At 67.0% G+C, this 14,305-nt stretch carries 12 protein-coding genes; 5 read left to right on the forward strand and 7 right to left on the reverse strand.

The annotated features are described in order from the left end of the window. Window positions 1-15 precede the first annotated feature (15 nt). From ACQP06_RS07165 to ACQP06_RS07175, 3 genes are all read right to left on the reverse strand, one after another. A complete protein-coding gene (locus ACQP06_RS07165) occupies window positions 16-1,470 on the reverse strand; it encodes a flavin-containing monooxygenase (RefSeq protein ID WP_433671383.1) in 1,455 nt (484 codons plus the stop codon). A gap of 80 nt (window positions 1,471-1,550) precedes the next feature. After that, complete coding sequence (locus ACQP06_RS07170) at window positions 1,551-3,410, reverse strand: glycoside hydrolase family 5 protein (protein WP_433671385.1); 1,860 nt, start codon at window positions 3,408-3,410, stop codon at window positions 1,551-1,553. A gap of 105 nt (window positions 3,411-3,515) precedes the next feature. Continuing rightward, the gene (locus ACQP06_RS07175) at window positions 3,516-4,466 is read right to left on the reverse strand and encodes a LysR substrate-binding domain-containing protein (RefSeq protein ID WP_433671386.1); all 951 of its coding nucleotides are present in this window, start codon (window positions 4,464-4,466) and stop codon (window positions 3,516-3,518) included. 236 nt (window positions 4,467-4,702) lie between these two features. Between ACQP06_RS07175 and ACQP06_RS07180 the strand changes: the two genes are divergently transcribed. Then, window positions 4,703-5,245, forward strand: a complete 543-nt coding sequence (locus ACQP06_RS07180; protein ID WP_433671388.1) for an SMI1/KNR4 family protein — start codon at window positions 4,703-4,705, stop codon at window positions 5,243-5,245. A 10-nt stretch (window positions 5,246-5,255) separates the two neighbouring features. On the opposite strand, the gene ACQP06_RS07185 is transcribed toward ACQP06_RS07180, so the two are convergent. Beyond that, on the reverse strand, window positions 5,256-6,194 hold the full coding sequence (locus tag ACQP06_RS07185) for a tyrosine-protein phosphatase (RefSeq protein WP_433671390.1): 939 nt from the start codon (window positions 6,192-6,194) through the stop codon (window positions 5,256-5,258). 42 nt (window positions 6,195-6,236) lie between these two features. After that, on the reverse strand, window positions 6,237-7,712 hold the full coding sequence (locus ACQP06_RS07190) for a glycoside hydrolase family 5 protein (protein WP_433671392.1): 1,476 nt from the start codon (window positions 7,710-7,712) through the stop codon (window positions 6,237-6,239). 196 nt (window positions 7,713-7,908) lie between these two features. Here ACQP06_RS07190 and ACQP06_RS07195 point away from each other — a divergent pair, with 196 nt between their 5' ends. Both ACQP06_RS07195 and ACQP06_RS07200 read left to right on the forward strand, forming a co-directional pair. Then, a complete protein-coding gene (locus ACQP06_RS07195; protein ID WP_433671394.1) occupies window positions 7,909-9,447 on the forward strand; it encodes a cellulase family glycosylhydrolase in 1,539 nt (512 codons plus the stop codon). Between the two features lie 174 nt (window positions 9,448-9,621). Beyond that, window positions 9,622-10,374, forward strand: coding sequence for a hypothetical protein (locus ACQP06_RS07200; protein WP_433671395.1), 753 nt, complete (start codon window positions 9,622-9,624; stop codon window positions 10,372-10,374). A 61-nt stretch (window positions 10,375-10,435) separates the two neighbouring features. Here ACQP06_RS07200 and ACQP06_RS07205 read toward each other — a convergent pair whose 3' ends face one another. Beyond that, complete coding sequence (locus ACQP06_RS07205; RefSeq protein WP_433671397.1) at window positions 10,436-10,654, reverse strand: hypothetical protein; 219 nt, start codon at window positions 10,652-10,654, stop codon at window positions 10,436-10,438. Between the two features lie 315 nt (window positions 10,655-10,969). Between ACQP06_RS07205 and ACQP06_RS07210 the strand changes: the two genes are divergently transcribed. Both ACQP06_RS07210 and ACQP06_RS07215 read left to right on the forward strand, forming a co-directional pair. Beyond that, on the forward strand, window positions 10,970-11,677 hold the full coding sequence (locus ACQP06_RS07210; RefSeq protein WP_433671399.1) for a hypothetical protein: 708 nt from the start codon (window positions 10,970-10,972) through the stop codon (window positions 11,675-11,677). An 86-nt stretch (window positions 11,678-11,763) separates the two neighbouring features. Beyond that, window positions 11,764-12,768, forward strand: coding sequence for an alpha/beta hydrolase (locus tag ACQP06_RS07215; RefSeq protein WP_433671401.1), 1,005 nt, complete (start codon window positions 11,764-11,766; stop codon window positions 12,766-12,768). 402 nt (window positions 12,769-13,170) lie between these two features. Here ACQP06_RS07215 and ACQP06_RS07220 read toward each other — a convergent pair whose 3' ends face one another. Continuing rightward, window positions 13,171-14,115: a LysR family transcriptional regulator gene (locus tag ACQP06_RS07220; RefSeq protein WP_433671403.1), complete on the reverse strand. Its 945-nt coding sequence runs from the start codon at window positions 14,113-14,115 to the stop codon at window positions 13,171-13,173. Window positions 14,116-14,305: the final 190 nt, after the last annotated feature.

Raw genomic sequence — 14,305 nt, forward strand, 5'->3', positions numbered from 1 at the left:
CTGAAGATTCGCTCATTATTGGAAATTGAAGTCCGCGGGATCCGGTTCGGCCAGCATCGACTCCATGGTGGCGCGGTCGAACGGCAGCAGGTCGATACTGCCGCCCTCGGTGAAATACCAGGAGTTGCAGCCGGTGTTCCACACCGTCGGGCCCATGGCCGCGGCCACCTCGGACTCGAAGCGCTCGGTCGCCGCCTCGGTGACCTCCACGGTGTCGAATTCGCCCGCGCTCCACCGCTGGATCCAGCGGGTGATGTAGCGCGCGGTCACCTCGGCGGCGTGGTGCAGCGGGATCGAGCCGGTGGGGGAGTGCGGGCCCAGCACGGTGAACAGGTTGGGGAAGCCCGGGATCGCGGTCATCCGGTAGGCGCGCGGTCCCTTGGCCCAGGCGTCGTCGATCGAGACGCCGTCGCGGCCGGTCAGATTCATCGGCCGCATGTAGTCGTGGGCGCGGAAGCCGGTGGCCAGCACGATCACGTCGACCTCGTGGTGACGGCCGTCGGCGGTGCGGATGCCGGTCGGGGTCACGGCGTCGATGCCCGTGGTGACCAGCTCGGCATTGCGGGCACGCAGGGCCCGGTAGTAGGTGCCCGACAGCACCTGGCGCTTGCACAGCGGCTCGTAATCGGGGGTGAGCTGTTCGCGCAGGCCCGGTTCCGTGACCTGCGTGCGCAGGCTCATGCGCGCGTACCCCTGCACCGCGCGCCGCCGCCAGCTGGGCCGGGTGACCACGTCGGTGAACAGCCGCGCGCCGGTCATTCCCGCTTGGTAGAGCGCGCGATTCACCTGCGGCAGGCGCTTGAGGGCTGCGCCCACCAGCGCGGGCTGCGGCAGCCACATCGGGGCCCAGATCACCCACTGCGGGCTGCGCACGAAATGCGTGATGCGCTCGGCCTTCGGCTGGAGCGCCGAAACCACCTGGACGCCAGTCGATCCGGTGCCGAGCACCGCGATCCGCTTGCCGTCGGTCGCGACGGTGTCGTCCCAGCGCGCGGTGTGCACGATGGGGCCGGTGAACTCGCCCAGGCCGGGGATGTTCGGCACGGCCGGATGATGCAGGACGCCGGTGGCGGCGATGACGAAATCGGCGGTGTAGGTGCTGCCGTCTACCGTCTCGACCTGCCATTCGGAGCCGGAGAAGGTCGCGGCGACCACTTCGGAATTCACTCGCACGTGCGGTCGTAGCTCGTACTGCTCCACCACGTCGGCGAGGTATCCCTGGATTTCCGGGCCCGGTGCGAAGATGTGCGACCAGTCCGGCTTCGGCGCGAACCCGAACTGGTACAGCTGCGAGGGCACGTCGCAGGTCAGGCCGGGATAGCGGTTCCAGTGCCAGACGCCGCCGACGTCGGACCCCTTCTCCAGCATCACGAAGTCATCGAACCCCTTGCGCTGCAAGGTGATCGCGGTCGCGATTCCGGACACGCCGGCCCCGATGATCACGATCCGAGGCTGCCGCCGCGTGCCCATCCCAACCTCCTTGTTGGATACCCCAGGAATTCAAATACTGACGGTATTTGGAACTCCCGGGGTATGTCAACCGGCGGCCGCTACGTCAGCTTGCGGCAGTACAGGGCGTCCGGATGGCCGCCGCGGGCGTTGGCCCAGGAGAACGCGATGCCCGCCGCGTACTCGTCGGCGTTGCACTGGCCCTTGTACCAGCCGCTGGCGTAATCGCCGCCCTCACCCGAGGCCGGGCGATTGTCGCCGCGGTCGTCCCACACGGTCCGGCCCGCCCCGGCCAGCGCGCGCCGGGCGGGGGCGCACAGGATGGCGGACATGCCGTCGCCGCGCAGGCTGTAACCGATCATGAATTGACCTTCGGTGCACTGGTACTTGGTGAATCCGCCCGCCCAGTCCGTCGTCACCTTCTCGCTGGAGACCTTGGTCGCCGAGGTGCCGGGTTGCCAGAGGTCACCCTCGGTGGCGTTGGTGCACAGGCCGCCCTGCCCGCGCGAGCTGATACCGATCAGCCGCTGGTCGTCCGGACAGACCAGTTTGTGGGCACCCGAATCCCAGTCGGCGGCCGCGCGCAGTGACGCGTTGTGATCGTCGTGGATGGCGTTGAGCATCGACCAGCTGCGCACCGGCGCGATCTGGCCGGTCTGTCCCGCCGCGTCCAGCAGCCGCCGCACGTGCGCGCCCCGCCAGTCGTCGCTGTCCATCACGCTGCGCTTGCTGCCGTCGGTGTCATAGCGGAGCAGACCCCAGTCGTTGCCCTTGTCCTGATGCTGGAACCCGACGATCGGCCAGTACGCGAAGTCCAGGTCGCGGTCGATCAGATAGTCGACCATATTCGGGAACCACGCCTGGTCCGCACCGGTCGCACCCTTGCCGATGCCGAACTCGCTCACCCAGACCGGCGCGGTGAAGTGCTTGTCCGGTGTGGTCGCGATGGACCCGGCCAGCTCGTCCATGGACTTGAACAGGTCACTGCGGGACATGTCGCGGAAGCGCGGATCGTGGGTCTCGCCGCCGCTGATGCCGCTGCCGCCGGTGTGGTTCGGGCCGATGTAGCCGTAGAAATGCGCCGCGTAGACGACCTTGTGCGACCGGATCAGCGTTTCCGAGAGCGTCTTGACCGGCTTCAGCATCGGGCGCTCGTGCCAGGTCAGGTCGGTGGGGATGCCCATCCAGTTGAGGCCCTCGACCATGATGAGCAGATTCGGGTTGGCGTCCTTCAGGATCCGGTCACCGGCCTCGTGCGCGGCGGCCTCCCAGTCGTGGCCGTCGCCCATGCCCCAGTTGGGGTTGTCCCAGGTGTCGCGACGTACCTCGTTGCGCAGGTCCGCCCCGATGACGCCCGGATCGCCCTTGTAGCGGGCGGCCATGAACGCCCAGTCGCTCACCCACTTGGCGGTGTCCTGCCCGGAATTCCAGCGCTCGTTGCCGTCCACCGCACAGCACCACCGCGTGGAGGTGGTGTGGTTGTTGAGGATGACGCCGAGCCCGGCCCCGGTCAGCGCCGCGACCGCCCGGTCGTAGACCTCCAGCGGTTTGAGCCCGTTCAACGCCGGATTGGCGGTCAGGCCCTTGACCGGACGGCTGTCGGTGATCATCTCGTTGGAGAAGGGCAGCCGGATGCTGTTGAGGCCCAGCTCCTTGAAGTCCCCGACGATCTTGTCCAGCGGCACTCGATCCAGGCCCAGCGGGGCGCGATGCCCGGTCTCCTGGGAGAAATTGTTCGCCGGATCCTCGTCGTCGCCGCTGCCGGTCCAGGTGCCGCTGGAGCCGTGCCAGTTGCCGGACTTCAGCTTCACCCGATTGCCGGACTCGTCGACGATGTAGCGGCCTCGGGTGTTCAGCGGGCCTTTGAGACCGGCGGGCGCGGCCTGCACGACCGGTTCGAGATGAACGGCCGGGGCCATCAGCAGCCCGGCGGCCAGTAGTAGAACAGTGAAAACCCTCATCGGCCCTCGAATTCTCTTGCTTAACGATTGCTGAGAAACGTTAGTTCGCAAGGAAATCGAGGAGAAATCAGTGTTTCTCGGACTTTGACAAGATTCGATTGTCAATCAGAGGTGCGGCGGCACCGTGCAATCCGTGAAATCCGGTTTTTCCAGTTGGGTGACCAGATCGGGATGGGTGTCGCGAACGCATCGGGCGACCTCGACGAACGACCGGACCAGCGCGGATTCGTGGGCGGTGCGCCAGCCGACCGCGACGTCATTGGGCTGGACATCGGCGATCGGCAGCAGGCGTACGCCCGGGAAGGGGATCCAGCGCGCGCAGGCCACGGTCAGCACGACGCCGACACCGGTCGCGACCTTGTGTAGTTCCTCCAGCAGGGAGTTCGACCGGGACACCACCGGCGCCGGGGTTCCGCTGCGGTAGGAGTCCAACTCCCAGAACGCGTTCCACACCGGATCGGTGGTGGCGGCCCCGAGGATCGGCTCCTCGAGCAACTCATGGGCGAACACCTGCTGACGGTTGGCGAGTCGATGTGTGGTCGGCACCATCACCATGAGCGGTTCGGAGAACAGGGTCTCGAACTGCACGCCGTCATCGATGAACGGCCTGCGGGCGAATGCGACATCCACCGACCCGCTGGCCAGCCCCGCCGAGGGATCCTCGTAGGTGAAGTGTCGCAACTCCACAGTGATCCCCGGATGGCGTTGCCGGAAGGCCGACAGGATCGGCTCGGTGAGGGTCAGTGCCGCCCCCTCGAGCGCGCCCAGCACCAGGCGGTCCTGTTCGCCGCGGTGCACCGAGCGGGCCCGCTCGACCGCCACGTCCAGTCCGGTCAGCGCGCCCCGCACATCGCGCAGGAAGACCGCGCCGGCGGCGGTCAGTTCGACATTGCGGGTGGTGCGGGAGAACAACACCATGTCCATCGCGTGTTCCAGCTGTTTGATCTGGGTGCTCAAACCCTGCTGCGAAACGTGTAATCGCTGCGCCGCGCGGGTGAAACTCAGCTCCTCCGCGACAGCGATGAAGTATTGCAGCTGGCGGGTGTGAACTTCCATGGCGCGCAGTCTAGATTGACTTTCCATCCAGGTGGAAGCTTTTCCGGAAGCCTCCACGGTCATTGACAAATCGGGGTTGTGAATCGCCGCCTCGGAATGATTTCTCTTCCGCACCACCATGCACTACCGTTTACCGGGCGTTCACCGCGGCCGGAATAGGAAGTATTCAGTATCCCATTCGCGCTCCGGTTCCCTTGCACATTTGTTCCTGAGCGATCCGGTAGCGGAGGAAGCCTGTGACGAATTGGAATGCCCTGGTGGGCAAGCTGTTCACCCTGCAGTGCGACGTCGCGGAGCGCCTCGGCGAACCGGACCTGTCGGCTGCCCCCAATCCGCCCGCCACCGACGCCGAGATCGACGCGGCCGAGCAGCGGCTGGGCGTCTCCTTCGACGCCGCCTACCGCGACTTCCTGCGGTGTTGTGACGGCTGGTCGCGGTTCGGGAACATCCACCTCTTCGGCGCCGGCGAACTGGCCACCTCCGAGAAGTGGCGCCGGGCTTCGGCGTTCGCCGAGGTCTACTTCGCCACCGCGGCTTCGGGCTCGCTGGTCGTGCCGCAGGGCTACCGGCGCGTCGTGGTCGGGAAAACCGCTGTGCCGCAGCGCTTCATCGTGATGCTGTTCCCGGTTCGGCCGCCGCGCGGCGCCAATGCCTGCTGGGACTGCTTGTCCGGCGCGGACCTGTGTTACCCCGGCTTCGGCGTGTGGGCGCGAGAGGAAGCCGCCGCGATCTCCAACGCGCTGTGCGAGGAGATCGCGGACGAGCGTTGCCTGCGCTGACCCGGCCGGATCAGACCAGCAGCTTCGCCCGCAGCGCGTCGATGGTGGCCTGATCCAGGCCCAGCCCCTCGCGCACGTACTTGTCGACACTGCCGTAGAGCCGGTCCACTTCGGCGAAAGCGGCGTGCAGCCAGGACAATTCGACGGCGTCCGGGTTGCCGAGCTCGGTATTGCTGGCCAGGAAGTCGGCGTTCACCACATCGCGCGGCACCCCGAGCAGGGTGAGCAGCACGGCGGTCGCCCAGCCGGTGCGGTCCTTGCCGTCCATGCAGTGGTACATCGTCGCGCCAGTGTTGCCCGCGATCGAGCGCAGCAGCGTGCCGAAGGCGACGTCGGAACCGTGGAAGTTCACCATGAACGGGTACTGGATCGACAGGCCCATGTTCGAGGAGCCGTTGATCAGGCCGTCGATCACCGCGCGCCCCAGCGTAATCGGCGGGAGCTCGTGGAAGCCGATGCCGCTGTCGAAGCTGACCACGTCGGCGACCTTGTAGGTCGCGCCGGTCGGCACCCGGTCGGGCGCGCTGCTGCGCTCGGAACCATTGCGCAGGTCCACGTCCAGGGTCACCCCGGCCGTGACCAGCTTGGCCAGATCGGCGTCGGTGAGCTTGTCGATGCGGTTGGTGCGGAACACCACGCCGGAGCGCACCGTGTGGCCGTCCGTCGTGCGGTAGCCGCCGATATCGCGGAAGTTGCGCGCTCCGTCCAGCCGGATGGCGGTGACGGCGGGGGCGGGCAGCGTGGATACCGGGTCGTCGACCTTGGCCGAACCCGAATCGGCAGAGCCCGAGGAGCCGAAACTCCCTGAGCCGGAACCGGATCCGGATCCCGAGGCGATATCGCTCGGCTGCGCGGTCGCCGGCGCGGCGCCCAGGGCCGCGCCCAGCGCAATCAGACCGGCCATGGCGACAGCCGCGGTATCGGCGCGGAGCTGCTTGTGTGAAGACACAGAGGACCTACTAACTGTGGGGAGCGCCGGGACCGGGCTCCGTCAGGACTGTTTGATCGAGTACGCGCCGACCGTGGTGCCGATCAGCTGCCAGCCGCCCTCCACCTGGGTGAGGGTGAGGTCGGAAACGTTGGTGGACTGGACATTCGGGCGCGCGGTGCCGGGGTACCAGGCTTCCACGCGACCGGTCCCGGTGCCGGTGAAACCGGTCGCCGTCACGGTGGCGAGAGTGCCGGGCACCGCGCGCGGATACGCGCGCGACACCGGGCGGGCGTAGCCGGGAGCCAGGCCCAGCGGAACGCCGGAGGGGCAGTCGATGCGGTTCAGGTTGCCCTGCACCTTGTTCGTATTGCCGTCACGCACGCTGTGCGGATCACCGCACGCCTGCTTCCACGACCACCAGGTGCCGCCCACGCGGTTCGCGTTGAGCTGGTCGATGAACCGATCCACCTTGGGCGCATCGGAACTCGGGTCGCCGAACCAGCCCCATTCGCCCGTCCACAGGGGCGCTTTGTATTTGGCGGCGGCGTCCAGGCCGATCTTGAAGCCCAGTTCGATGCTCGGGAAGGCGTTGACGATATTGATGGATTCGCTGTACAGGTGCGGGGAGAACACCGCCAGCGGATCGGTGATGTACTTCGCGGGCGGCGTGGCGTCGATCCCGAGGGCCGACCAGATGGCGGACGGCTCGAAGATCGCCAGGTGCGGCGCGCTGCCGTGCTCGGCCTGCCGGATGGCCGCGATCACCCGCTGATAGAACTTGCCGAGCTGGTCCGCCGCCGAAAACGGGTCGCGCAAACCGGGATTGGGCTCGTTGAGCAGGTCGTACCCGGCGATCGCGGGCTCGTCCTTGAACTCCGCCGCCAGCTTGGCCCAGGTGTTCACCAGGTGCCCCTGGATGCCCTGGGTGTCGTCGTAGAAGTTCTGGAAGGAGCGCGCCACCGCCGGCGCGGTCTCACGGACCCCGCCGAAATTGCAGGTGGTCCAGCCGTCGGTGAGGGTCGCCCATGCGGGCGCGCCGTCCCAGCCGATGCCGGGCTTCATGAAGATCGGGCAGCCCTGGCCCTTCGGCGTGCCCACGGCCTTGCCCCACGCGTCCTGGTGCATGTCCAGCACGGTGTAGATGCCGTTCGCCTTGGCGTCGTTCACGGCCGTGTGGATCCGGGCCAGGTACGCCTGGTCGAACGCGCCCGGCGTCGGTTCCAGCGCGGACCAGGCCAGGTTCAGCCGGACCACATTGAAGCCGAGGGCCGCCATCTGCTCGAAGTCGGTGTGATCCAGCGGCGCGGCGGTCGGCAGCGGCTGATCGTTCTGCGCGTAGTCGTTGAGCTGATTGACATTCGTGCCGCGCAACAACACCGTGCGACCGGTGACATCGGTGATCACGCCGTTCGAGACGGTGAGTTGAGGCAGGGTCCACCCGCCGGGTTCCGCGGCGGCATCGGGCGCCTGGTGCGCCGCGATGCCGGTGAATGCGAGAGCCGCCGCGGCGACCGGGGCCAGTACTCGGCCTCTCATCAGCATATGAACCTCTTCGTGAATGAACAGTGCGGCGTCTCGTCCGCGGGGCTGCCGGTCGGCCGCACGAAAAACCTAGCGGGACTGCGGCAGCGAGTGGAAACAGTAGTTCCCCGGCGATTGACAAGGTCAGCTTGTGAATGAATGGGAGAATTGGGTTGAACTTCTCTTCTTCGGTGCCCTAGCGTCTCCCGGCGTGCGCAGACGCTATTCGACATCCATCATTTCGCTCGTCGCCGCCGCGATTCTGTTCGCTGTGACGCCGGGTGTGCCGGGGTCGTCGCTTCCGGCCGCCGCGGCCGCGACCGACAGCCTCCCGGCGTTGCATATCGACGGCTCCCGATTCGTCGACGAGAACGGTCGAGTCGTTCTGTTGCACGGCGTGAACAGCGTCAACAAGGAACCGCCCTATTTCGCGCCGGAAACCACGATCACCGCCCAGGACGCGGAGCTGCTGTCCCGGCACGGGTTCAATACCGTGCGTCTCGGCGTCAACTTCGACGGGCTCATGCCGACCGAGGGCGTCGTCGACACGGCCTACCTGGACCGGGTCGCGGCCGCCGTGGACATGTTGGCGCAGTATGGAATACACACCGTCCTCGACAACCACCAGGACGGGTTGTCGAAGATCTGGGGCGGCAACGGCTTCCCGGAATGGGCCATCCACGCCCGGCCGGCCGCCGGTGAACCCAACCCCGGCTTCCCCCTCAACTACCTGATGCCCACCATGAACGCGGGCTGGGACGAGGTCTGGAACAACACCTACGGCGCCCTCGACTACCTCGGCCAGGCCCTCGCCGCGCTCGCGGACAAGATGAACGGCCATCCGGGCGCGCTCGGGCTCGAACTGCTCAACGAGCCGTGGCCCGGCACCGCGTTCCTGTCCTGTTTCCCCAACGGCTGCACTGGATTCGACGCCAAGTACCAGGCCGCCATGCAGAAGCTGACCGACGCGGTGCGCGCCCGCAACGCCGGCCTGATGGTGCTGTGGGAACCCAATGTCACCTGGAACGAGACCATGCCCAGCAATCTGGGCAAGAATCCGCCGATCAGCGCCCCGAACATCGTGTTCGCCCCGCACGACTACTGCATCCCCAGCCAGATGGCCATCTACAGCGGCCTGCCCACCTTCCTGCGCGGTCTGTGCCCACTGCAGCAGGGCAAGACCTGGGGCAATATCGACGCCTTCACCCACCGCACCGGAATCCCCTCGCTGGTCACCGAATTCGGCGACGGCGACGCGACGGTGCTGAGCAACACCCTGATCAATGCCGACGACCGGTTCATCGGATGGCAGTACTGGCAGTACGGCGCGGGCCGCGGCGCCGACCCGTTCCTCGGCGAGATCGGCAACCAGCTGGTCCGCACCTATCCACAGGCCACCTCCGGCACCCCCGGCCGCATGATCTTCGACCCGGCCACCGGTGACTTCGCCTACCGGTACACGCCGCGGGCCACGGGCAAGCCGACCGAGATCTACGTCTCGGATCTGCACTACCCCAACGGATATCAGGTGCGGGTCGACGGCGGCACGGTGACCTCGGCGCCCGGTGCGCGCGTGGTGACCGTCGAGGCGAACGGCTCCACTCCGGTGTCGGTCTACATCAACCGCCCCGGTTCGAAGGGCGCGAGCGTGCCCGACGGCCCGGTGGGCACCGGCTCGGCCTCGGGCTCCGCGTCGGGTTCGGCCAGCGGCTCCGGCGGCTCGGGCTCGTCCTCCGGCTCGGGCTCCTGATTCGTACCGGTATCCGGCAATTCACCGAACCGATTGACACCCAGACATTGTTAGTGGCTTCGAAATTGTGATTTCTCTTGTCTCCCAATGTGTCCTAGCGTTTTCGGTGCGTTCTGGTACGGAATGCCGAGGCCGAAAAGGCTTTTCGCATTCGCGAGTCCGAGGAGTACACCCATGAAATCCACTCTTGTCACCGCAGCCGCTCTCGCGCCCCTGGCGCTGCTGCCGCTCGGCCTCGCGGCGGGCCCCGCTCAGGCGGATCCGCTCCCGACCACCATCAATTTCCAGTGCCAGGCCACGCCGCCGATCGGCGGCGCGCAGACCTTCACCATGGCCCTCGGGGTGACCGGCGCCGCGCCGAGCACCGCGAAGACCGGTGACGCCGTGGCGATCACGCTCACCCCCGCGGCCATGCAGGTCCCGGCGACCGTCTCCGGGCACCCCCTGCGCAGCATTCGCGGCATCAAGCTGATCATGCCGGTGCCGGCCGATTCGACCTACGTGTCGTCCTCGGTATCCGGCGGCACGGTCACGGCGACCGTCGCCCAGTCGGCGGGCAAGATCACCCTCAACGCCCCCGGCTCGACCGCGGCGGGTGCGACCTTCACCCTGCCCGCGGTGACCGTCAACCTCACCGCGTCCGCCGTCGGCACCCTGACCAGCACCATCGCGGGTACGAGCTACGACGATCCGGGCCTCACCTTCACCGCCTCGGTGGACTCCGGAACGATTCTCGGCGCGGTGGACGTGCCGGTGAAGTGCTACCCGAGCCCCGCGCCGACCCTGACCACGACCACCGTGTCCGCGGGCACCCCGGGCGGCAATCCCGGCGGCACCCCGGGCGGTGACTCCGGCTCCGGCAGCCTCGGCTCGGGTTCCGCGCAGCTTCCGTGGCTGCAGACCCTGACCGGTTCCGCCGGCTCCTAGCCCGAGCCGCACCGAAAAGGCCCGGAATCAACGGTTCCGGGCCTTTTCGTCGTGCGCTGTGTTACTTGCTGGAGCCGGTACCGCCGAGCAGCGAGGTCAGGGCGTTGAGCGGGGCGGGCAGGTTGCTGCTGCCGGAATTGCCGCCGCCGGGCGTTCCGCCGACCGTGATCGAGGGACCCTTGGTGGTGTCGCTGTCGACGACGCCCCAGGTCGCCTGGGAGTAGGCGATCCCGGTGGTCAGGGGGGTGCCCGCGGCGGTGTTTTTCACGGCTCGTCCCATGGCGAATTCCCTTGTGTCTCTGGAACTTCATTCGACCGTGAGCCTTTTCGCTCACGCCGGAAAATGCTAGGACGGTGCAGGTCGCGTGAGAAATCACAATTCACGGTTCGTCTACAACCTGTCGTTGTAGTTCGTGGCAGGCTGCGGGCCGGCACGGTGGCGATTCACAAGCCAGGGTTGTCAGTGGTCCCGAAATTCGGATTTAAGTTCTCTTCCGTTGTGCTCTAGCGTTTCTCGGCGTGAGCGAAAGCTCGAATTCCCCACCGGCTCACTAGCTATCGGTTCCGCGCTCGGCCGGAACTGCTGGAAGGAATCATGAGTAAGACCCCGAAATTGGCTGCCGGAGTCGCGGCGGCCGCATTGGTGATGTCGGGGGCGGGTATCGCGCTCGGCACCGCGCCCGCCACCGCCGATACGCCGTCCTGTGAGCAGTCGAAGCATGTGGACTACAACCCGGGCATCTCCAGCGTCTGGATCACCCACACCTACGACAAGTCGGTCGACATCAAGACCGCCGCGGCGGGCACGCTGGTCACCTACTCGCTGCGGGTCGGTACCACCAGCATCGGCAACCCGTACATCAACGGCATCGTGGACTTCCCGCCGCCAGGCTTCGAGAAGCCGGTCAAGGTCGTGGTCACGGCGTATCACTTCGGGCAGGGCGAGCAGCCGGCCGAGGTATCGCCCGAGCCGGACAACGGTGGCTGGCGGGTCAACAGCACCGGGTGGTTCGTCAACTCCGGCAACCCGGTCACCGCCGCCTTCACCTACCGGGTGCCCGCCTCCATCACCGATGGACAGACGGTCCTCAGCGGCGGCATGCAGGTCCACGGCACCGTCGGCTCGGGTTCCGAGCAACCGAGCATGGGCGTGTGCTTCACCGGTCGCGGCGCGAATCCCGGTGAGGCCCTGCTGGGCAGCCTCGACCAGGGCGGCTTCGGTTCCTCGCAGAACGGGCTCAGCTCCACCGGGTCGGTCAGCGACACCATCGCCAATGTGATCCGGCGCCTGATGGGCAGCTGAGTCACCGGCTCGAAAACCCCTGGGCCGCGGTGTGCGCGCGGCCGCCGCGGCCCAGGACCTTTCATCGCTTCCCCGAGGAGTCAGTGGTGTCGCCCTGGCGGACCGTATCGTCGCTCGTTCTCTCGTGTGCCGCCGCCGCGGCTCTGCTCACCGTCGCCCCGGGCGTCTTCCAGGTCTCGCGGGCCGATGTCGCGTCCCATCTGGACCACATCGATCGCGCGGGACAGCGGCAGCAGATGTTCTACGTGTATTCGGCTGCCATGCAACGAGTTATACCGCTGCAGGTGATGGCCGCCGCGAAGCCCAACGCGCCGACGCTGTATCTCCTCAATGGCGCCAGCGGCGGAACCGATATCACCAATTGGTACAGCCGGACCGACATCGCGGCGTTCTTCTGGGAGAAGAACGTGAATGTGGTGACGCCCGTCGGCGGTGAATTCTCCTATTACACCGACTGGCAGCGTGACGATCCGAAGATCGGGCGCAATCGGTGGGAGACCTTCCTGACCCGGGAACTGCCGCCCATCATCGACGCGACGCTGCACGCCTCGGGCGTGAACGCCATTGCGGGCGTATCCATGTCGGCCACCTCGGCGCTGGATCTGATCTCCGCCGCACCGGACGTGTACGCCGGGGTCGCCGCGTACAGCGGGTGCGCCTCCACCTCCGATCCGGCCGGCCGCGCCTACATCCGGCTCGTGCTCGCGCGCGGCGACGCCGATCCCAAGAACATGTGGGGCCCCGACGACGATCCGGCCTGGCGCGCCCACGACACCGTTCTCAACGCGGACAGCTTGCGCGGCAAGGCCATCTACCTCGCCAGCGGCACCGGTCTGCCCGGCCCGGCCGAGTCCCTGGGCGCGCAGCCCACACCGGACCAGGTCATCACCAAGGCGAACCAGATGGTGCTCGGCGGACTGATCGAGGCCGCCACCAACTCCTGCACCCATCAGCTCGCCGATCGCCTTGCGGCACTCGATATCCCGGCCCAGGTCGACTTCCGGCCCGTCGGCACCCACACCTGGGCCTACTGGGAGCGCGACCTCCACAATTCGTGGCCGCTGCTCGCCGCCGCGCTCGGGGTGGACTAGCGCCGTTCACCGGGGCTGATCCCACAGCTTCGCGCAAGGCAGGCAGGGCGCGGGCCGGATCTCGATGAATCACTTGTATCGGTGGATCGACAATTGTCGATTGTCAGTGTTTTCCGTCAAAAGAAGGGGCGGTGCCGGGTCGCCCTGATGTTCGACTCGGCACTGCCCCTTCGATATCGCGCGTGAAGCGCGATGATCTACTTTCCAGCGGAACCGCTGAAGAGCTTCTTGGTCAGCTCCGAGATGAGAGCGTCCAAGAGGAAGTTGGCGACGGAACCCATGTGTTCTTCTCCTTCAGATGTTTCCAGAATGAGCTTTCGCTCACGCCGAGAAACGTTATGCGACAGCGGAAAAGAACTGAAATCAATTGTTCTGGATTATCGACAAGCGGAAGTTGTTGATTCAGGACGACATCGCGGGCACGGCATGATGAAGCTCCTGCAAGCGCGCGACCAGGTCCGGGTTCTCGTCGCGGACCCGGCGGGCCACCTCGACGAACGAGCGCACCAGCGGGCTCTGGTTGCCCGCACGCCAGCACACCGCGACCTCGTTCGGGGCGGCGTCGGTCACCGGAATCACGCGCACGCCAGGCCATTTGATCCAGGCGGCGCACGGGACCGTCATGGCGATGCCCATGCCCGTCGCGACCTGGTGTAGTTCCTCGAGCAGCGTCTTGACCGGGTGGACGACCGGGGCGGGACGGCCGTCGCGGTGGGACTCCAAGCGCCAGAAGGCATTCCACACCGGGTCGGCGGGGCCGGAGGTCAGGATCGGTTCGTCGAGCAGTTCCGCGGCGCTGACCTCGGTGCGGGCGGCGAGGCGGTGGCGGGTCGGCAGCATGGCCATCAGGGGCTGGCGGAACAGCGGCTCGAAGCGCAGGCCGTCATCCACGAAGGGGCGGCGCACGAACGCCACGTCCACCTCGCCGTTCGCCAGTCCGGCCGACGGGGTCTCGTAGGTGAAGTGACTCAGCTCGATGGTGACCTCGGGGTGCCGTGCCCGGAAGGCGGCCAGGATCGGCTCGGTGAGGGTGAGCGCCGCGCCCTCGAGGCAGCCCAGGACCAGTCGGTCGTGTTCGCCGCGGTGCACCGCGCGGGCTTCCTCGAGTCCGGAACTCAAGGCGGCGAACGCATTTCGGACATGCTTCAGGAACGCGGCCCCGGCGGCGGTCAACTCCACCTGCCGGGTTGTTCGGGAGAACAGGGTGACGTCCATGTCGTGTTCGAGCTGTTTGATCTGGGTGCTCAGGCCTTGCTGGGAGACGTGCAGTCGCTGTGCGGCGCGGGTGAAGCTCAGCTCCTCCGCGACCGCGACGAAATACTGCAACTGCCGGGTGTGGACCTCCATGCGGGAAGTCTAGGCAGGTCAGGCGACTGAAATGGGTGGTTTTACCAAAGCTTCGGAGAACATCGGCAAATTTGCGGCAGTACTGCAAGCGCTCATAGGCGTCACCGCGACCTCGAACCAGGGGATGTCCCACTGAACGAGACCGGCCGGACTGTTCTCTGTCTGGTTTCCGCTGGTTCACTCCGCCCGC

It is taken from the genome of Nocardia sp. CA-136227 (assembly GCF_050955695.1).
GTDB lineage: Bacteria > Actinomycetota > Actinomycetes > Mycobacteriales > Mycobacteriaceae > Nocardia.